The organism is Kaistia sp. MMO-174, assembly GCF_037147815.1.
GTDB lineage: Bacteria > Pseudomonadota > Alphaproteobacteria > Rhizobiales > Kaistiaceae > Kaistia > Kaistia nematophila.
Genome location: NZ_JBBCUO010000003.1, coordinates 574,322 through 592,421 on the forward strand (window position 1 = coordinate 574,322; position 18,100 = coordinate 592,421).

The window sequence follows — 18,100 nt, forward strand, 5'->3', positions numbered from 1 at the left end:
AATGATCGAACACGCCCGCCGTTTACCGTCCCGCGATATCCCCTCGCGCGATCGCGTTTCGACCGGCACTTTACCGACAGTTTCAAAGTGGCGCAAAAGTCGTTGCCGGATCTGGCTTTACTTTGCCTAGCCGGCGCGAGAAATAGGCACGACAATCAACGCCAAAGGGCGCGGCCGCAACCGGCGGCCGATATGGAGTGAGGAAAATGAGCGCGGTCTCCTTCGACCAGAAAGATGGTTGGATCTGGATGAACGGATCCTTCGTTCCGTGGAAGGACGCGAAGATTCACGTACTCACCCATGGCCTTCACTATGCGAGCGCCGTGTTCGAAGGCGAACGCGCCTATAACGGCACCATCTTCAAGCTGCGCGAGCACACCGAGCGCCTGTTCCATTCGGCCGAAATCCTCGACTTCAAGATCCCCTATACGGTCGAGGAGATCGACGAGGCCTCGAAGGCGACGCTCGCCAAGAACGGCCTGGTCGACGGCTATCTGCGCCCGATCGCCTGGCGCGGCAGCGAGGCGCTCGGCGTCTCGGCCCACAACAACCGCATCAACGTGGCGATCGCCGCGTGGGAATGGCCGTCCTACTTCACGCCGGCCGAGCGCCTGAAGGGCATCCGTCTCGACTGGGCGAAGTTCCGCCGTCCCGATCCGAAGACGGCGCCGTCGCTCGCCAAGGCGTCGGGCCTCTACATGATCTGCACGATCTCCAAGCATGCCGCGGAGGATCGCGGCTATGCCGACGCGCTGATGCTGGACTGGGAAGGCAATGTCGCGGAATCGACCGGCGCCAACGTCTTCTTCGTCAAGGACGGCGCAATCCACACGCCGCTCGCCGACCGCTTCCTGAACGGCATCACCCGCCAGACCGTGATCGGCCTCGCCAAGGCGAAGGGCATCGAGGTCATCGAGCGCCGCATCGCCCCGGAGGAACTGTCGACCTTCACCGAATGCTGGCTCTGCGGCACCGCCGCCGAAGTCACCCCGGTGTCCGAGATCGGCGAATACAAGTTTACGCCGGGCAAGATCACCGAGAGCCTGATGCACGCCTATACGGACCTCGTCCAGGGCGCCAAGGTCTCGGCCTGATCGATCGGCTGGATCAGAACATCCAAAAAAAAACGGCCGGAGATTTCTCCGGCCGTTTTTTTTGTCCGCGTCAAACGATCTCGGCGCCGAGCGCGCCACGCCAATGGACCCAGCGTTCCTTGAGAAGCGCATTGCGGATATAGTCGGATTCTTCCGGCTCCAGTTGCTCGAGGACCTCGAAGGAAAAGGCGTCGGCGCCTTGCTGTCGCCAGGCCGCCTGCAGGCCGCGTGCGCTGCAACTGCCCTGGTCGAGCGTGAACCAGATCCGGTTCCGGATGGTATCAAGATTTGGGGTCTTGCCGACCCAGACTTCGCCGCTGGCCTTGCAGCGGACGGCATAGATGCCTGCCGCGGCTTCCCGCTTCTTGTAGGCCGAGATCGCGGCCTTTCGATCCTCGCGCTGCATGTCTCCGCTCCTCGATCGTCCCGGAAAGGGCCGGCCGTCTTCGAGCGGCCGCGTTGGACCGACCTTTTACCCGGGCGATATTGAGACGTCAATATTACCCGGGTATATTATCCGATATCGCGATGCCGTTCGCCGTCAGCGCTCTTCCGGCGACGGCGCGGCGACGACATGGCCCTGGGTCAGCACGGCGAGCTTCGCCTCCAGCTCGGCGACGCGCGCCGTCAGCGCCTCGTTCTCGGCGCGTGCCTTCTGCGCCATCTCCCGCACGACATCGAACTCGTCGCGCTTGACGAAGTCCATGTCGGCGAAGAGGCGCTCGGCCTGATGCTTCATCACGGTTTCAGCCTCGCGCTTGACGCCCTGTGCCATGCCGGCCGCATCGGTCATCAGCTTGGCGAATTCGTCGAACAGCCGGTTCGGGGTCGTATTCATGGGCAGCCTCCGGGGAAAAACACCTTGCTTCTAGTATGGTTGCGGGCGTCGGCGCGAACAAGGTGTCGAGGGGTCGCGCACGCCCGCACTTGACCCTTCCCCCCGGATCAGCGCACCAATGCCGCCCGACCGCCTGCCGGAGCCTGCCATGCTGTTCGTCCTGCCCTTCCCGGCCATCGACCCGACGCTGATCCAGATCGGGCCTTTCGCGATCCGTTGGTACGCGCTCGCCTATATCGTCGGCATCCTGATCGGCTGGTGGTACGCGAAGCGCCTGGTCAGCAACACCGCCCTCTGGGGCCCGGCCGGCGCCCCGATGAAGCCGATCGACATCGACGATTTCGTCGTCTGGGCGACGCTCGGCATCATCCTCGGCGGGCGGCTCGGCTATGTGCTGTTCTACGATCTGCCGATGTTCTTGGCCGCGCCCTGGCAGATCCTCCAGGTCTGGAACGGCGGCATGTCCTTCCATGGCGGCTTCCTCGGCACCGTTGTCGCGATGATCCTGTTCGCGCGCTCGCGCAAGATCCCGACCTGGTCGCTGATCGACGTCGTCGCGCCGTCGGTGACCTTCGGACTGCTGTTCGGCCGCATCGCCAATTTCATCAATGGCGAGCTCTGGGGTCGGCCGACCGACGTCGCCTGGGCGATCATCTTCCCGAACGCCGACGGCCAGCCGCGCCACCCGAGCCAGCTTTACGAGGCCCTGCTCGAAGGCCTCGTGCTGTTCCTCGTGCTGCGCTTCTTCACCCACAAGCAGCTTCGCCTGCGCCAGCCCGGCTTCATCTCCGCCGTCTTCGCCATCGGCTATGGCCTCGCCCGCATCTTCTCGGAGTTCTTCCGCGAGCCGGACATCCAGATCGGCTACCTGTCGGGCGGGCTGACCATGGGCATGCTGCTGTCGCTGCCGCTTGTGATCGCCGGCATCATCCTGCTCGTCGTCGCCTCGCGCCGGCCGGTCGCCGCCGCATGACGCCTTCCGGCGAAAACAGGACGCCGCTTGGCGAAAAGCTGGTCCGCCGCATCGAGAATTTCGGCCCGATCACCGTCGCCGACTACATGGCCGCCTGCCTCGGCGATCCCGAGTTCGGCTACTACATGACCCGCGAGCCCTTCGGCGCGGCCGGCGATTTCGTCACCGCGCCAGAGGTGAGCCAGATGTTCGGCGAGCTGATCGGCCTCTGGGCCGTCGCCACCTGGCAGAGAATGGGAAGCCCCGCCACCTTCGTGCTGGCCGAGATCGGCCCGGGCCGGGGTACGCTGATGGCCGATGCGCTGCGCGCCGCCCGGATCGCGCCCGGCTTCGAGCCGGCGGCTAGGATCGTGCTGGTCGAGACCAGCCCGCGACTGCGCGAGATCCAGGCCCGCACGCTCGCCGGCCACGCAATCGACTGGGCCGAGCAGGTCGACGGCCTGCCGGACGGGCCGACGATCCTGATCGCCAACGAATTCTTCGATGCGCTGCCGGTGCGGCAATTCCTGCGTACCGGCGCCGGCTGGGCCGAGCGGATGGTCGGCGTCAGCGACGGCAAGCTCGTCTTCGGCCTCCGCCCCGACGCCCATGTCGACGGCGCCGACGACCGCGCTCCCGAGGGCTCGCTGGTCGAGACCGCCTCGATCTCGGCCGCGATCATGGCGACGCTCGCCGCCCGCCTGCACCGGTCGGGCGGTGCCTTCCTCGCCATCGACTACGGCCACGCGGAAAGCGGCTATGGCGACACGCTGCAGGCGCTCCGGCAACATCGGTTCGACGACCCGCTGGCCCATCCCGGCGAAGCGGACCTGACCGTGCATGTCGACTTCGCCGCCCTCGCCCGCGCGGCAAGGGCGAATGGCGCAACCGCCTCGGCGGTCTGGACGCAGGGTGATTTCCTGCTGGCACTCGGCCTCGTCGAACGCGCCGGCCGCCTCGGCGCCGGCAAGGATGCCGCCGCGCAGGACGCCATCCGCGCCGCCGTCGAGCGACTGGCCGGGCCGGCAGCGATGGGCACGCTGTTTAAGGTGCTATGCGTTACCGGCGGCGACCTGCTCGCCCCGCCCTTCGGATGAACTGAGGATGACCGCCATGAAAATCACCGCCGACGCACTTTCCGCCCTCCCCGGCATCCGGCACGGCTTCTTCACCCGCCAGGGCGGCGTCTCGGACGGCATCTATGCGAGCCTGAACTGCGGCGTAGGCTCCGCTGACGAACGCGCCCATGTGCTCGAAAACCGCGCCCGCATCACCGCCGATCTCGGCGTCGCGGCGGACCGCCTCGCGACGCCCTATCAGGTTCACAGCCCCGACGTCGTTGTTGTCGACGAGGTCTGGCCGGTCGGCGACGGCCCGAAGGCGGACGCCGTCGTCACCAGCCGCCCCGGCATCGCCATCGGCGTCGGCACGGCCGATTGCGGCCCGGTGCTGTTCGCGGATGGCGAGGCGCGCGTCATCGGTGCTGCGCATGCCGGCTGGAAGGGCGCCTTCACCGGCGTTCTGGAGGCGACCGTCGCCGCGATGGAGAAACTCGGCGCCCGCCGCGAACGCATTGTCGCCGTGCTCGGTCCGACGATCTCGAAGGCCGCCTATGAAGTCGGGCCGGAATTCCGCGCCCGCTTCATCGACGCCGATGCCGCCAATGCCGCCTTCTTCGCGCCGTCTGATCGCGCCGACCATCACCAGTTCGACCTGCCGGCCTATATCGGCACGCGGCTGCGCGCCGCCGGCCTCGGCACGGTCGGCGACCTCGCCCTCTGCACCTATGCCGATCCGAAGCGCTTCTTTTCCTATCGCCGCGCCACCCATGCCGGCGAACCCGACTATGGACGGCTGCTGCACGCGATCACAATCGCCGCATGACCGGCACAAAGCGTACAACTTCGAGACGATCTGAGAGGCGCTTCTGGACCGCGCCGTGAATTGCAGATAGACAGATTCGAGGGGGGTCCTGACGACCGGGCCGGAAGGACGATCGCCATGATGGTGAAGGCAAATCGGCTGCCTGCATGCGCCGCCATCCTGTTGGCGACGTTTGCACTGGCAGCCTGCAACAACACGCTCGGCACCGGTCAGCCGTCGACCGCTTCGGCCTCCGCCGGAGCGCCGACGCAGCCTGCCCTGCCGGCTGTGCCACTCGCCAACGCCAAGTTCTCCTTCGCGCCGGTGACCGGCGCGCCCAGCAACATCCTGAACAAGCTCTCGTCGCAACTCGGCCAGGAAGCCGTGGCGCAAAACGTCGCGCTCGTCCCGTCCGGCGACCCGCAGGCCACCTACGTCGTCAAGGGCTATCTTTCCGCCGTCGGCGATTCCTCGGGAACGATCCTCGTCTATGTCTGGGACGTATTCGACGCCAGTGGACGTCGCGTTCACCGCATTTCCGGCCAGGAAACCTCCGCGAACGGATCGCAGGATCCCTGGCTCGGCATCGACGACGCCACCGTTTCCAACGTCGCGCGCCGTACGGTCGCCGCGATCGTCGCCTGGGGATCGGGCGCCTGAGCGGATCCCGGTTTTGACTCGTTGCTTGCCGTCCGCACGCGAATCGCGTTTGCAGTGCGGCGGCGCAGTTGGTACAACGCCGCCGCCTGAACGAATGACCTCCTTGCGGGGTCGATCCCCTATACCTCATCACGTCGGGACACGAGACCTTGAAGCTGGTTGCCGGAAACTCCAACCGGGTGCTCGCCGAGGCGATCGCCACCTATCTCGAAATCCCGCTGGCGAAGTGCTCGGTCCGTCGGTTCGCGGACGAGGAAATCTTCGTCGAGATCCAGGAAAACGTACGCGGCGAGGACGTCTTCGTCGTCCAGTCGACCAGTTTTCCGGCCAATGACCATTTGATGGAACTGCTGATCATCATCGATGCGCTGCGCCGCTCCTCGGCGCGCCGCATCACGGCGGTCCTCCCCTATTTCGGCTACGCCCGCCAGGACCGAAAGGCCGGCCCGCGCACCCCGATCTCGGCCAAGCTGGTCGCCAACCTGATCACCCACGCAGGCGCCGATCGCGTCCTGACCCTCGACCTGCACGCCGGGCAGATCCAGGGTTTCTTCGACATCCCGACCGACAATCTCTTCGCGGTTCCCGTCATCACGCGCGACATCAAGGAGCATTACGAGCTCTCGAATGTCATGGTCGTGTCGCCCGACGTCGGCGGCGTGGTGCGCGCCCGTGCGCTGGCGAAGCGCATCGACGCGCCGCTTGCCATCGTCGACAAGCGCCGCGAGCGGCCGGGCGAGTCGGAAGTCATGAACATCATCGGCAATGTCGCCGGCCGCGACTGCATCCTGTTCGACGATATCGTCGACTCCGGCGGTACGCTCTGCAACGCCGCCGAGGCGCTGCTGGCCCAGGGCGCCAAGTCCGTCGTCGCCTACATCACCCATGGCGTGCTGTCGGGCGGCGCGGTGGCCCGCATCACCAATTCCGTCCTGAAGGAGCTGGTGATCACCGACTCGATCCAGCCGACCGAGGCCGTCCGCCAGGCGCCGAACATCCGCGTCACCTCGATCTCGACCCTGCTTGGCGAGGCGATCAACCGCACCGCCAGCGAAAAGTCGGTCTCGAGCCTGTTCATCTAGGGTCGATCGGACGCGGCCCCGCCGCGACGGCTGAACGAAAAAAGCCCGGCCTGCATCGCAGCGCCGGGCTTTCGTTTTATCCTGCCGGTCCGCCGGCCGCTCCGCTAGAGCGCTTTCGTGCCAGGTGGATAGCGGCTCGCATAAAGAAAGCGTTCCAAAACAATAAGCTAGATCGCTTCGGCGTTTCCGTGAATCGATGGGATGATCTAGCGCGCGCCTTCCATGCCGACCAGCGCGACCTTGCCGTAGCCGGAGTCGCGCAGCTTGTTCATGAGCTCCATGACGTCGCCATAGGCGACCTTACGGTCGGCGCGCAGATAGAGGCGCTCCTCGCGATTGCCCTTCGTCAACGCGTCGAGCGCGGGCCCGAGCGCCTCGGGCGACACCGGATCATTGCCGAGCACGAGCGAGAGGTCAGGCTTCAGCGACAGAAAGATCGGCTTGTCGGCGCGGGGCGCCGCCTTGGCGTTCGACCGCGGCAGGTCGACCGGCGCATCGACGGTGGCGAGCGGCGCCGCGACCATGAACACGATCAGCAGCACGAGCATCACGTCGATGAACGGCGTGACGTTGATCTCGCTGTTCTCGACGAGTTCATCGTCGTGATGGCTGAGCTTGGCGGCCATGTCTCCCCCTACTCCGCTGCGGCGAGACGCGAGGGGCCGCGCGCGTCGGCGCGATCGAGATCGCGCGAGACGAGGCGCATCGTCTCGGCCGCGACGTCGGCGATGACGGCCTTGTTGCCGGCGATGATGCGGGCGAACACGTTATAGAACAGCACGGCCGGGATGGCGGCCACCAGGCCGATCGCGGTCGCGAACAGCGCCTCGGCGATGCCGGGCGCAACGACGGCGAGATTGGTCGTATTCGCCTGGCTGATGCCGATGAACGAATTCATGATGCCCCAGACGGTGCCGAACAGGCCGATGAAGGGCGAGAGCGAGCCGACCGTCGCCAGCACGGCGGTGCCGCGGATCATCTCGCGCCCGGCGCGGGATTCGATCCGCTCGAAGCGCGAGGCGACGCGTTCCTTGATGCCTTCGGCCGAGAGGCCGGACGACAGCGACACTTCCTCGACGGCGGCCTGCACCAGCCGCGAGGCCGGATCGTTGCGGCGGCCAACCTGCGCTTCCGCCTCGGCCAGCGTGCGCGACCGCGCCACCCGCTCGCCGCGGGCGCGCGTCCGGTGTCGCAGCGCCGCCAGTTCCAGCGTCTTCGACAGGAAGATCGCCCAGGTGATGATCGACGCGACGGCCAGGACGCCGATGACGCCCTTCACGACCATGTCGGCATTGGTGAACATGCCGATCGGCGAGAGGTCATGCGGCAGCGTCGAGCGATCGACGCCGTGCTCGCCAGCCGGCAGTTCGACCGGATCCTGCAGGACGGGTTCGGGAGCGGCCGTCGGCGCGGGGGCAGGAGCCGGCTCGGCGGCGGGTGCCGTGACGGCGGGTGCCTCGGCCGCCTGGCCGAACGCCATGGTGCTGCCGACGGGGATCGACAGGCCGACAATGGCGACCGCGAGGGCTGCCCCCCGACAGAGATTAGCAAGCATGGTGACACGTACCGTCATAAAGATGAGTTTGATACTCCGAATAACGCACCGTCCCAGCCGACGCAACCATCCGCTCGCGGATCCCCTGAGGCGCTGCGTTCCAGCGGCATTCGGACGAGTCCAGCGTTTCCGCCATTCTTGCCGCAGCGTGCTTGTTCCTTCCGGCTCGCTCGTCTATAAGGACGCCGGCCGCGCCGACACCCCTGGAGGCACCGCGGCCTTTTTCTGTTTCACACAAGGAGAATACCGATGAGCAATACTTACGAGCTCACGGCATCTGTCCGCAACCGCGTGGGCAAGGGGGCCGCCCGGGCGTCGCGTCGCGAAGGCAAGATTCCGGCCGTCATCTACGGCAACAAGCAGGCACCCCTGTCGATCGAACTGAACCACAAAGATGTCTTCATGAAGCTCCACGCCGGTGGCTTCCTGACGACCGTTGCCACGATCGACGTCAACGGCGAGAAGATCCGCGTGATCCCGCGCGACTACGCGCTGCACCCGGTCACCGATCAGCCGATGCACGTTGACTTCCTGCGCGTCTCCGCTGGCTCGACCCTGCACGTCCAGATCCCCGTGCAGTTCATCAACGAAGAGAAGTCCCCGGGCCTGAAGCGCGGCGGCGTTCTCAACATCGTTCGTCACGAAATCGACGCCACCGTCCCCGCCGATGCGATCCCGGATCACATCGTCGTCGACCTGACGGGCCTCGACATCAACGACTCGATCCACATCTCGGCCGTCAAGCTCCCGGCTGGCGTCACCCCGGTCATCACCGAGCGTGACTTCACGGTCGCCACGATCGCGGCTCCGGCCGGCCTGAAGAGCGAAGAAGGCGAAGCCGCGGCCGCTGAGGCTGCTCCCGCCGCCAAGGCGTAAGCTTCGGTCCTGCATCCGGTTTTGCGTGGGGGAAGCACGATGCTCCTCATTGTCGGCCTCGGTAACCCGGGAAGCCAGTACGCGCTCAACCGGCACAATATCGGCTTCATGGCGGCGGATGCGATCCACCGCCGCCATGGCTTTAGTCCCTGGCGCTCGCGCTTCCAGGCACTGGTCTCCGAGGGCACGCTCGCGGGGCGCAAGACGCTCCTGATGAAGCCCCAGACCTACATGAACGAGAGCGGCCGAGCCGTCGGCGAAGCCGCCCGGTTTCACAAGATTCCCAATGCCGACATCGTCGTCATGCATGACGAGCTCGACCTGCCCGCCGCGAAGATCCGCATGAAGACCGGCGGCGGTCACGGCGGCCACAACGGGCTGCGCTCGATCTCCGCCCATGTCGGCGAGGATTACCGGCGACTGCGCCTCGGCATCGGCCATCCCGGCTCCAAGGAACTCGTGCACGGCTATGTCCTGCATGATTTCGCGCGCGTCGATGGCGAGTGGATCAATCCGCTGCTCGACGCCGTCGCCGACAACGCGGCGCTGCTCGCCGACGGCAAGGACAGCACCTTCGGCAATCGGCTGCATCGCAGCCTCGAGCCCGAGAAGGCGGCGAAGGAGCCGAAGGCGGCCAAGCCGCCGAAGGCCGTCGCTGCCGAAAGGCAGTCCGAGGCCGCGGCGCAGGCGGCTGGCAAGCCGGCGCCGGCATCCCCATCTTCACCAGCTTCGCAGCCGGCCGGCGGGCCGTTCGCGGCGGGGCTGAAGCGCCTCTTTGGCGTCAAGGACGAGTAAGGAACACCATGGGCTTCAAATGCGGGATCGTCGGCCTGCCGAATGTCGGCAAGTCGACCCTTTTCAACGCGCTGACCAAGACGGCGGCGGCGCAGGCGGCGAATTATCCGTTCTGCACGATCGAGCCGAACACCGGCGAGGTCGCCGTCCCGGATCCGCGCCTCTACAAGCTCGCCGAAGTCGGCAAGTCGCAGCAGATCGTGCCGACGCGCCTCACCTTCGTCGACATCGCCGGCCTCGTGCGCGGCGCGTCGAAGGGCGAAGGTCTCGGCAACCAGTTCCTCGCCAACATCCGCGAAGTCGACGCCATCGCCCATGTGCTGCGCTGCTTCGAGGATGGCGACATCACCCATGTCGAAGGCCGCATCGACCCGGTCTCCGATGCCGAGACGGTCGAGACCGAACTGATGCTCGCCGATCTCGACAGCCTGGAGCGCCGCGTCGCGCCGCTGCGCAAGCGCGCGGCGACCGACAAGGAAGCCAAGGCCCAGGTCGTCATGATGGACGCCGTGCTGGAACTGCTGCGCGAAGGCAAGCCCGCACGCCTGCTCGACGTCTCGGCCGAGGATCGCCCCCTCTTTGACGGGCTGAACCTGCTGACGTCGAAGCCGGTCCTCTATGTCTGCAACGTCGAGGAATCGGCATCCGCCACTGGCAACGCCTTCTCCGACCGCGTCTTCGAGATGGCCAAGGCGCAGGGCGCCGGCTGTGTGACGATCTCGGCCGCCATCGAAGCTGAAATCGCCCAGCTCGACTCGACCGAGCAGGCGGAATTCCTGGAGACGCTCGGCCTCGAGGAGCCCGGCCTCGACCGCCTCATCCGCGCCGGCTACGACCTTCTCGGCCTGATCACCTATTTCACGGTCGGTCCGAAGGAGGCCCGCGCCTGGACGATCACCAAGGGCACCAAGGCACCGCAGGCCGCCGGCGTCATCCACTCGGATTTCGAGCGCGGCTTCATCCGCGCCCAGACGATCGCTTTTGACGACTACACCCGCCTCGGCGGCGAAGCCGCCGCCAAGGAAGCCGGTCGCGCCCGCGACGAAGGCAAGGAATATGTCGTCGCCGATGGCGACGTGCTGCTGTTCCGCTTCAACACCTGAGGCGGACGTCTAAACAAAAGCCCCGGCGAAGCAGTTCGCCGGGGCTTTTTCTTTGTCTGGATGCTCATTGCGGCGACCGCGCGTTACGCGGCGTCGTCGGCCTTCCGCTTCTCGACGGCCTCGGTCTCCCCGGCCCCGCTTGCTTCCGCCGGCTTGGCGGCAGCCGCCTCGGCGGTTGACGCGTCAGGCTCCGAGACCGCTTCCTTGAGATCGACCAACGCGTCCTCGATCGCCTTCACCATGGCCGGCCCCGCCGACTTCGGTGCCTTTCTGGACTCGGACTTCTTGCCATCGCCGCGCTTGGCGTCAGCAGCCTTGGCCTCCACAACCTTGGCATCAGAAGTCTTGGAATCGGGCGCATTGGTCTCGGCGACGGCGTCGGGCAGCTTGGGCGGAGCCACCTCGGCCTCTGCGGCCTTCACCTCAGGCGCCTTCACTTCCGGCGCGTTCACCTCGGGGACCGGCTCGGCAGCCGCGACGACGGGCTTGACCTCGACAGTTGGCGCCTTCGCCTCGGGCTTCACGGCTTCTGCCCGTGCTGCGGGCGCTGTCACCGGCGGCGCCACCCATTTAGGAGCCGCGGCCTCCTCCAGATGCATGCGTGCGCTGACCAGGCCGGCATCGGCCGAATCCGACGGCGCGGTGGTAGCGGCGATGCGGGCCGCCGTCGCCTCGCGGCGGGCGCGGATTTCGGCGAGCCGGGCCTCCAGCGAGCTTGTCTCGCTCGATTTCTCCACGGCGCGAGGTTCTGGCGCCTTGGCCTCATGGGCCCTGGTCTCATGGGCCCTGGTCTCATGCGCCCGCGGCTCATGATGGCGCGGTTCCGGTGGCTTGGTCTCGCCCCAGCGGCTCTCGGCTCGCGCGGCCGGGCGTGGCGGCTCGGGCAGCATGTCCTCGACCACGGCGGCGATCGGATCCAGAATCACCGGCGCCTCGGCCACAACATAAGGCGAACGCTCCGCCGCATTGGCGAGGCTGTCGCGAATGTCCATCAGGTTCTCATTGACCCGGAACAGCATGATCACCGCCTCGCAGGCTACCCGCGCCAACACGACGGCGGCGAGCGTGCCGATGATGCTGACGGCGATGGTGATCAGGGCGGCGACCGGCGCCAGTTGCACCAGCGCCAGGCCATTCAGCAGGCCGGAAACGCCGAACAGCACGGCGATGGCCGCAAGCAGCCAGAACAGCAGTTCGATGACCGACGTCGCAACGAACCGATCCCATTTGAAGAGGTCGAGAAAGGAGGTCATGCCGTCATCCCAAAGAACTACTCCACACGCGCGCCGCCTGCTTCACGCATCGGCGAGTCGCGCCAGAGTCTCACAATTCGCGGCGCGCCGCATCTTCCCATGCCTTGAAGCCGTCATCATCCAGCATTGTGGCCACATATTCCGCGGCCGGCCCGGAGAGTTTCGGCTCATAGGTGCGGAAGCGGCTGACGACCGGCGCGAACATGGCGTCGGCGATCGTGCGCTTTCCGAACAGATACGGACCCTCCTGGCCGTACTGGGCGCGACTATCCCGGAAGATGGCGTCGATCCGGGCGATATCGGCGGCGACGCCGGGATCGTCCAGGCCGATGCCCGGCAGATGCGCGAACAGGTCCATCGAAAGCGCCATCCGGAGCGGCCGGAAGCCCGAATGCATCTCGGCCGAGACCGAGCGCGCCACGGCGCGGGCGGCCCGGTCGGCAGGCCACAGCCCGGCCTCAGGAAAACTCTCGGCCAGATATTCGCAGATCGCCAGCGAATCCCAGACCTTCAGCGGCTCGGACGCGCGGCGGTCGATCAGAAGCGGGACCAGCCCGGTCGGGCCGAGCGCCACGGCCTCGGCCTTGCCGGCCGGCGTACGGTGCAGCAGCACGATCTCATCGAAGGCCGCGCCGGTCTGCCGCAGGGCCAGCCAGGGCCGCATCGACCAGCTCGACCATTGGCGTGAGCCGATCACGATCGTGAAATCCGGCATGTCAGTGACCTTCGAAGGTAACCAGCGTGCGAACGGGAACATCGAGCGCCCGGAGCTTCGCCGCGCCGCCGAGTTCCGGCAGGTCGATGATGAAGCAGGCGGCCTCGACGATGGCGCCGCGCTGGCGCAGCAGCTTGACCGCTCCCTCCGCCGTGCCGCCGGTCGCGATCAGATCGTCGACGAGAATGACTCGGTCGCCCTTGCCCACGGCGTCGACATGCATCTCCATCTCGTCGGTGCCGTATTCGAGCGCATAGGACATGCTGACCGTGTCGTAGGGCAGCTTGCCTTTCTTGCGGATCGGCACGAAGCCGGCCGAGAGCTGATGCGCCACGGCGCCGCCGATGATGAAGCCGCGCGCCTCGATGCCGGCGACCTGGTCGATCTTCGCGCCGGCCCAGGGCTGGACCAGTTCATCGATCGTGCGGCGGAAGGCGCGCGCATTGCCGAGCAGCGTGGTGATGTCCCGAAACTGCACGCCGGGCTTTGGATAGTCCGGAATGGTGCGGATCGAGGCAGCGATGTCGTTCAGGGCAGAGGTCATGACGGCTTTCGAATATCTGCGGACGGTTGCCTAGGCTTGCCCCAGCTTTGCGCCCGCGTCCAGTTCCAAGCCCGCGACCGGTTCCAAGACAGCACAGCCTGCGGCGTTGCAGCAACAGCCGGGCGGGATCAGCGCGCCAGCACCCGGCCGGCGACGGCGTCGAGCTTCGAGAGCAGGGCCGGATCGCGAGCGTGCGGCGCCGTCATGATGGCGTGATCCAGAGCGCGGTCGGATCCGATCGGGCATGGCTCGTGCTCGGCCGGGAAGTCCCGCGCCAGCCGCGCCACCAAGCGCTGCGCCTTGTCGCGGTTCTCTCCCAGCACCTGGATCACCGTCTCGACCGAAACGGCCGCGTGGCCCGGATGCCAGCAGTCGTAATCGGTCACCATGGCGATGGTGGCGTAGGAGATCTCGGCCTCTCGGGCGAGCTTCGCCTCCGGCATGTTGGTCATGCCGATCACCGAGGCATCCCAGCTGCGGTAGAGGTTCGACTCGGCGACCGACGAGAATTGCGGCCCCTCCATGCAGACATAGGTGCCGCCGATGTGATGGTCGATCGCCTCGGCCTCGGCGGCGCGGCGGATCTGCTCGACCAGCCTTGGCGCGACCGGATGCGCCATCGAGACATGCGCGACGCAGCCATTGCCGAAGAAGCTCGACGGCCGCGCCACCGTGCGATCGATGAACTGGTCGACGACGACGAAGGCGCCGGGGAAGAGCTCCTGCTTCAGCGAGCCGACAGCCGAGACGGAGACGAGATCGGTCACGCCGGCGCGCTTCAGCGCATCGATATTGGCGCGATAGTCGATGCCGGAGGGCGACAGGCGATGGCCCCGCCCGTGGCGCGGCAGGAAGACGATTTCCGTCGCGCCGATCCGTCCGAAGCGGAGCTGGTCGGAGGGCTGGCCCCACGGGCTTTCGACCGTCCGCCATTCCGCGCCTTCGAGGCCCGGCAGGTCATAGAGACCCGACCCGCCGACAATGCCGAGTACCACCTTGGTCATGGATTTGTACCTGCCTTGCCCGTGGAGCGAGGAAGATCGCAAAGCGGCCAAGCAAGCTCAAGCGGGTTTCGGTGACGATCGCCCGGCGCTGCGGACGGATGGATCCCGGCCCGAAGGCCGGGATGACGGCGAGCGTTGCATGGCGGCGGTGCTTCCCGCGGACGCTGACGACCCGAACGCCCTCCGCCGTCATCCCCGCGGAAGCTGGGATCCATGCCGGGCACCGCGCGCCGCCAAGCTACAGTGTGTGGACGAGAATGCGTCTCTACGGCCACTTCACCACGGGCGGCATCGACGACAGGATCGAATCGATATTGCCGCCGGTCCTGAGGCCGAAGATCGTGCCGCGGTCGTAGAGCAGGTTGAACTCGACATAACGGCCGCGCCGGATCAGCTGCTCCTCGCGGTCGGCCTCGGTCCAGGGCTGCTCGAAATTGGCGCGCACCGCCGCGTCATAGGCGGCGAGGAAGGTGACGCCAACATCCTGCGTGAAGGCGAAATCGGCGTCCCAGTCGCCCGAACTGTGGCCGTCATAGAAGATGCCGCCGATGCCGCGCGGCTCGTTGCGGTGCTTCAGGAAGAAATACTCGTCGCACCACGCCTTGTAGCGGTCGTAGTCGGCGACCGGGTGGCGCTCGCAGGCGCCGCGCATGGCGGCATGGAAGGCGATGCTGTCGGCATCCTCCTGCGTGCGCCGGCGGTCGAGCACCGGCGTCAGGTCGGCGCCGCCGCCGAACCACTGCCGGGTTGTCACCACCATGCGGGTATTCATGTGCACGGCCGGGACGTTCGGATTGGTCATGTGCGCGATGAGCGAGATGCCGCCCGCCCAGAAGCGGGGATCCTCCGCCGCGCCTGGAATGTCCTTGGCGAATTCCGGCGCGAACGTGCCGTGGACGGTCGAGACATGCACGCCGACTTTCTCGAACAGACGACCATGCATCAGCGCCATGGTGCCGCCACCGCCATCGACGCCGGTGTGGTCGGTGCGCTTCCAGGGCTTGCGCTCGAACCGTCCGGCCCGGTCGCCATAGAGCGCCGGCGATGCCGCGTCCTCCAGCGCCTCGAAGCCGGCGATGATGCGGCCCTGCAGTTCCGCGAACCAGGCGCTCGCGCGAGCCTTCTTGTCGTCGATTGCGTCAGGCAATGCCATGTTTGTCATCCTCAACAGCGTGTGCGTCCGGCAGACGGCCGGTCTGCCGCAGCGCCTCGCCTGTTACCATGGCGACCGTCATGGCGAGATTGATCGAGCGCAATCCCGGCCGCATCGGGACGATCAGTCGCGCCTCGGCCGTCTGGTGCACCGATTCGGGCACGCCGGCGCTCTCCCGCCCGAACAGGAGCACGTCGTCCGGCCGGAAGGCGAAGTCGGTATAGACTGTCTCGGCCTTGGTCGACAGCAGGACGAGCCGGCTCCCCCGTTCGGCGCGGAATGCCTCGAAGGCCGCGAAAGAAATGTGGCGGCGAAGCGCGGCGCGCTCCACATAGTCCATGCCGGCGCGTTTCAATCCGCGATCCGACAGGTCGAAGCCGGCCGGCTCTATGATGTCGACATCCACGCCCAGACAGGCGGCGAAGCGGAGGATCGCCCCGGTATTGTGAGGGATGTCGGGCTGGTAGAGCGCAATGCGGGGCATCTGGCCTTCATTCGAATGGATTGGCGCGGCAAGTTCGCGGCAATGGTGATACAGGATCCGGCATGCTCCGCTACTTCGAACACCTGATCGATCCGTTCGTCCCGGAAGAAAACGTTCCGCCGACCGGCCTCATCGCCTTCTACCGCCATTTCCTGATGCCGGTCTGGCCCTATGTCGTCGCGCTGATGGCGGCGGGGCTTGCCGTCTCGCTGGCGGAAGTCGCGATCTACTCCTATGTCGGCCGGCTCGTCGACCTGATGGCTCACGGCCAGACCGCCAGCTTCCTGTCGGATCACGGCTGGCAGCTCGCCGGCATGGCGCTGGTCGTCGTCGTGCTGCGCCCGCTCGTCAACGCCACCCAGACCATCCTGTCGAACCAGACCCTGCCGCCGGCGCTCACCGCCCGCGTGCGCTGGCTCAACCATCTGCATGTGATCGGCCAGTCCTACTCCTTCTTCCAGAACGACTTCTCCGGCCGCATCGTCACCAAGATCGTGCAGACCGGCTCGGCGCTGACTCAGTCGATCACCCAGGTGATCGACGCGCTCTGGGTGATCTCGGTCTTCGTCGTCTCGGCCCTGTTCATCTTCGCCGATGTCAGCCTGCTGATGGCCGTGCCGCTCGCGATCTGGGTCGTGGCGCTGGGAACCCTCGCCTATTTCTTCGTGCCGCGCGTGCGCAAGCGCGCCGCCGCCGCCTCCGAGGCCCGCTCGCTCCTGACCGGCAAGCTCGCCGACATCTACGGCAACATCCAGACGGTGAAGCTGTTCGCCCGCGACGGCCGCGAGGAGGAGACCGCCCGCAACGCCATCGCCGAGCAGACCGGGCGGATGCTCGACCAGAACCGGCTGCTGACGACGCTGTCGATCCTGATGCAGTTCACCAACGCGGCCCTGATCGGCGCGACGGGCGCGGCGGCGGTGGTGCTCTGGATGCGCGGTTCGATCAGCGCAGGCGAAACGGCGGTGGCGCTCGGCCTCGTCATGCGCCTCACCGTCATGTCCGGTCGCGTGATGATGACCCTGACCGGCCTGTTCGACAATGTCGGCACGGTCGAGGACGGCATGCGCACGATCGCCCGTCCACATGGCCTTACCGACCAGCCGGACGCGCCGCAGTTGATCGTCTCGAAGGGCGAGATAGCCTTCGACGACGTCGTCTTCGGCTATGGCGGCAAGGTGCCGGTGCTGCGCGGCGTCAGCCTCGTGGTGAAGCCCGGCGAGCGCATCGGCCTCGTCGGCCGCTCCGGCGCCGGCAAGACCACCATGGTCAGCCTGCTGCTGCGCCTCTACGACCTCGAAGGCGGCGCGATCCGCATCGACGGCCAGGACATCTCGACCGTGACGCAGGGATCGCTGCGCGCCGCCGTCGGCGTCGTCACCCAGGATACGGCGCTGCTGAACCGTTCGGTGCGCGACAATATCCGCTACGGCCGGCCGGATGCTGACGACGCCGCGGTGCGCCGCGCCGCCCGCCAGGCCGCCGCTGACGGCTTCATCGAGGGTCTCGCCGACCCGCGCGGCCGCACCGGCTACGACGCCCATGTCGGCGAGCGCGGCGTCAAGCTCTCCGGCGGCCAGCGCCAGCGCATCGCCATCGCCCGCGTGCTGCTCAAGGATGCGCCGATCCTCGTGCTGGACGAGGCGACTTCGGCGCTCGATTCGGAGATCGAGGCGGTGATCCAGGAGCAGCTCGAGGGGCTGATGGAGGACAAGACGGTGATCGCGATCGCCCACCGCCTGTCGACCATCGCCGCCATGGATCGCCTCGTCGTCATGGACGAGGGGCGGATCGTCGAGACTGGCACGCACCAGGAGCTGCTGGCCGCCCAGGGCCTCTATGCCTCGCTCTGGGCGCGCCAGTCGGGCGGCTTCATCGGCGGCCTCGCACCGCACGAGATCGCCGCCGAGTAACGCCAAGGGTGACGGACAGGCTCTGTCACCCATCGGCAACAAGAGGCCCGAAAACCGGCCGGCGCGACAAAAACGCGGGATTCAAAGCGAAATTCGCGCTAGCATCCTCTGATTGCACCAGTTGCCGCCGCGTGTGTCGCCGCCGCAACGCAGATCCGGGAGGGTTGGATGGAAAATATCCTGTTGAACATCCGGCCCGCGATCTGCCCCCGTCAG

General features: G+C 66.9%; 20 protein-coding genes. 10 read left to right on the plus strand and 10 right to left on the minus strand.

What is annotated here, in order from left to right:
- Window positions 1-206 precede the first annotated feature (206 nt).
- Window positions 207-1,094: a branched-chain amino acid aminotransferase gene (locus WFK98_RS14700; protein ID WP_336800742.1), complete on the plus strand. Its 888-nt coding sequence runs from the start codon at window positions 207-209 to the stop codon at window positions 1,092-1,094.
- A gap of 70 nt (window positions 1,095-1,164) precedes the next feature.
- Here WFK98_RS14700 and WFK98_RS14705 read toward each other — a convergent pair whose 3' ends face one another.
- Both WFK98_RS14705 and WFK98_RS14710 read right to left on the minus strand, forming a co-directional pair.
- Window positions 1,165-1,500: a GIY-YIG nuclease family protein gene (locus WFK98_RS14705; RefSeq protein ID WP_336800743.1), complete on the minus strand. Its 336-nt coding sequence runs from the start codon at window positions 1,498-1,500 to the stop codon at window positions 1,165-1,167.
- 135 nt (window positions 1,501-1,635) lie between these two features.
- Entirely contained in the window at window positions 1,636-1,932 is a 297-nt protein-coding gene (locus WFK98_RS14710; RefSeq protein WP_336800744.1) for an accessory factor UbiK family protein, read from the minus strand.
- A 148-nt stretch (window positions 1,933-2,080) separates the two neighbouring features.
- On the opposite strand from WFK98_RS14710, the gene lgt reads away from it, so the two are divergent.
- The 5 genes from lgt (at window position 2,081) to WFK98_RS14735 (ending at window position 6,489) form a co-directional block, all read left to right on the plus strand.
- Window positions 2,081-2,905, plus strand: a complete 825-nt coding sequence (gene lgt / locus WFK98_RS14715) for a prolipoprotein diacylglyceryl transferase (RefSeq protein WP_420909666.1) — start codon at window positions 2,081-2,083, stop codon at window positions 2,903-2,905.
- Complete coding sequence (locus WFK98_RS14720) at window positions 2,902-3,981, plus strand: class I SAM-dependent methyltransferase (RefSeq protein WP_336800745.1); 1,080 nt, start codon at window positions 2,902-2,904, stop codon at window positions 3,979-3,981. Before lgt ends, WFK98_RS14720 begins: the two co-directional genes overlap by 4 nt.
- Before the next feature lie 16 nt (window positions 3,982-3,997).
- Window positions 3,998-4,768, plus strand: a complete 771-nt coding sequence (gene pgeF / locus WFK98_RS14725) for a peptidoglycan editing factor PgeF (RefSeq protein ID WP_336800746.1) — start codon at window positions 3,998-4,000, stop codon at window positions 4,766-4,768.
- A 117-nt stretch (window positions 4,769-4,885) separates the two neighbouring features.
- Complete coding sequence (locus tag WFK98_RS14730) at window positions 4,886-5,407, plus strand: hypothetical protein (protein WP_266340768.1); 522 nt, start codon at window positions 4,886-4,888, stop codon at window positions 5,405-5,407.
- Between the two features lie 149 nt (window positions 5,408-5,556).
- Window positions 5,557-6,489: a ribose-phosphate pyrophosphokinase gene (locus WFK98_RS14735; protein WP_266340769.1), complete on the plus strand. Its 933-nt coding sequence runs from the start codon at window positions 5,557-5,559 to the stop codon at window positions 6,487-6,489.
- Between the two features lie 206 nt (window positions 6,490-6,695).
- Here WFK98_RS14735 and exbD read toward each other — a convergent pair whose 3' ends face one another.
- Complete coding sequence (gene exbD / locus WFK98_RS14740; RefSeq protein ID WP_336800747.1) at window positions 6,696-7,115, minus strand: TonB system transport protein ExbD; 420 nt, start codon at window positions 7,113-7,115, stop codon at window positions 6,696-6,698.
- A gap of 8 nt (window positions 7,116-7,123) precedes the next feature.
- Complete coding sequence (gene exbB / locus WFK98_RS14745) at window positions 7,124-8,044, minus strand: tonB-system energizer ExbB (protein WP_336800748.1); 921 nt, start codon at window positions 8,042-8,044, stop codon at window positions 7,124-7,126.
- Window positions 8,045-8,293: 249 nt separating this feature from the next.
- On the opposite strand from exbB, the gene WFK98_RS14750 reads away from it, so the two are divergent.
- The 3 genes from WFK98_RS14750 to ychF are packed head-to-tail and all read left to right on the plus strand — an operon-like array spanning window position 8,294 to window position 10,818.
- On the plus strand, window positions 8,294-8,920 hold the full coding sequence (locus tag WFK98_RS14750) for a 50S ribosomal protein L25/general stress protein Ctc (RefSeq protein WP_266340772.1): 627 nt from the start codon (window positions 8,294-8,296) through the stop codon (window positions 8,918-8,920).
- Window positions 8,921-8,959: 39 nt separating this feature from the next.
- Entirely contained in the window at window positions 8,960-9,715 is a 756-nt protein-coding gene (pth, locus tag WFK98_RS14755; protein ID WP_336800749.1) for an aminoacyl-tRNA hydrolase, read from the plus strand.
- Window positions 9,716-9,723: 8 nt separating this feature from the next.
- On the plus strand, window positions 9,724-10,818 hold the full coding sequence (gene ychF / locus WFK98_RS14760; protein ID WP_266340774.1) for a redox-regulated ATPase YchF: 1,095 nt from the start codon (window positions 9,724-9,726) through the stop codon (window positions 10,816-10,818).
- A gap of 83 nt (window positions 10,819-10,901) precedes the next feature.
- Here the strand turns inward: ychF and WFK98_RS14765 are convergent, their stop codons facing one another.
- The 6 genes from WFK98_RS14765 to WFK98_RS14790 all read right to left on the minus strand — a co-directional run bounded on the left by WFK98_RS14765 (window position 10,902) and on the right by WFK98_RS14790 (window position 15,971).
- Window positions 10,902-12,071 (minus strand): DUF4282 domain-containing protein, encoded by a 1,170-nt coding sequence (locus tag WFK98_RS14765; protein ID WP_336800750.1) that lies wholly within the window; start codon window positions 12,069-12,071, stop codon window positions 10,902-10,904.
- Window positions 12,072-12,141: 70 nt separating this feature from the next.
- Window positions 12,142-12,786, minus strand: coding sequence for a glutathione S-transferase family protein (locus tag WFK98_RS14770; RefSeq protein ID WP_336800751.1), 645 nt, complete (start codon window positions 12,784-12,786; stop codon window positions 12,142-12,144).
- 1 nt (window position 12,787) lies between these two features.
- Window positions 12,788-13,330, minus strand: a complete 543-nt coding sequence (locus WFK98_RS14775) for an adenine phosphoribosyltransferase (protein ID WP_266340777.1) — start codon at window positions 13,328-13,330, stop codon at window positions 12,788-12,790.
- Between the two features lie 128 nt (window positions 13,331-13,458).
- Entirely contained in the window at window positions 13,459-14,334 is an 876-nt protein-coding gene (locus WFK98_RS14780; protein WP_336800752.1) for an S-methyl-5'-thioadenosine phosphorylase, read from the minus strand.
- Between the two features lie 265 nt (window positions 14,335-14,599).
- Window positions 14,600-15,496: an oxygen-dependent coproporphyrinogen oxidase gene (hemF, locus tag WFK98_RS14785; protein ID WP_442907420.1), complete on the minus strand. Its 897-nt coding sequence runs from the start codon at window positions 15,494-15,496 to the stop codon at window positions 14,600-14,602.
- On the minus strand, window positions 15,474-15,971 hold the full coding sequence (locus tag WFK98_RS14790) for a tRNA (cytidine(34)-2'-O)-methyltransferase (RefSeq protein WP_266340780.1): 498 nt from the start codon (window positions 15,969-15,971) through the stop codon (window positions 15,474-15,476). The genes hemF and WFK98_RS14790 overlap by 23 nt, the downstream gene beginning before the upstream one ends.
- A 62-nt stretch (window positions 15,972-16,033) precedes the next feature.
- Here WFK98_RS14790 and WFK98_RS14795 point away from each other — a divergent pair, with 62 nt between their 5' ends.
- On the plus strand, window positions 16,034-17,884 hold the full coding sequence (locus WFK98_RS14795) for an ABC transporter ATP-binding protein (protein ID WP_336800754.1): 1,851 nt from the start codon (window positions 16,034-16,036) through the stop codon (window positions 17,882-17,884).
- Window positions 17,885-18,100: the final 216 nt, after the last annotated feature.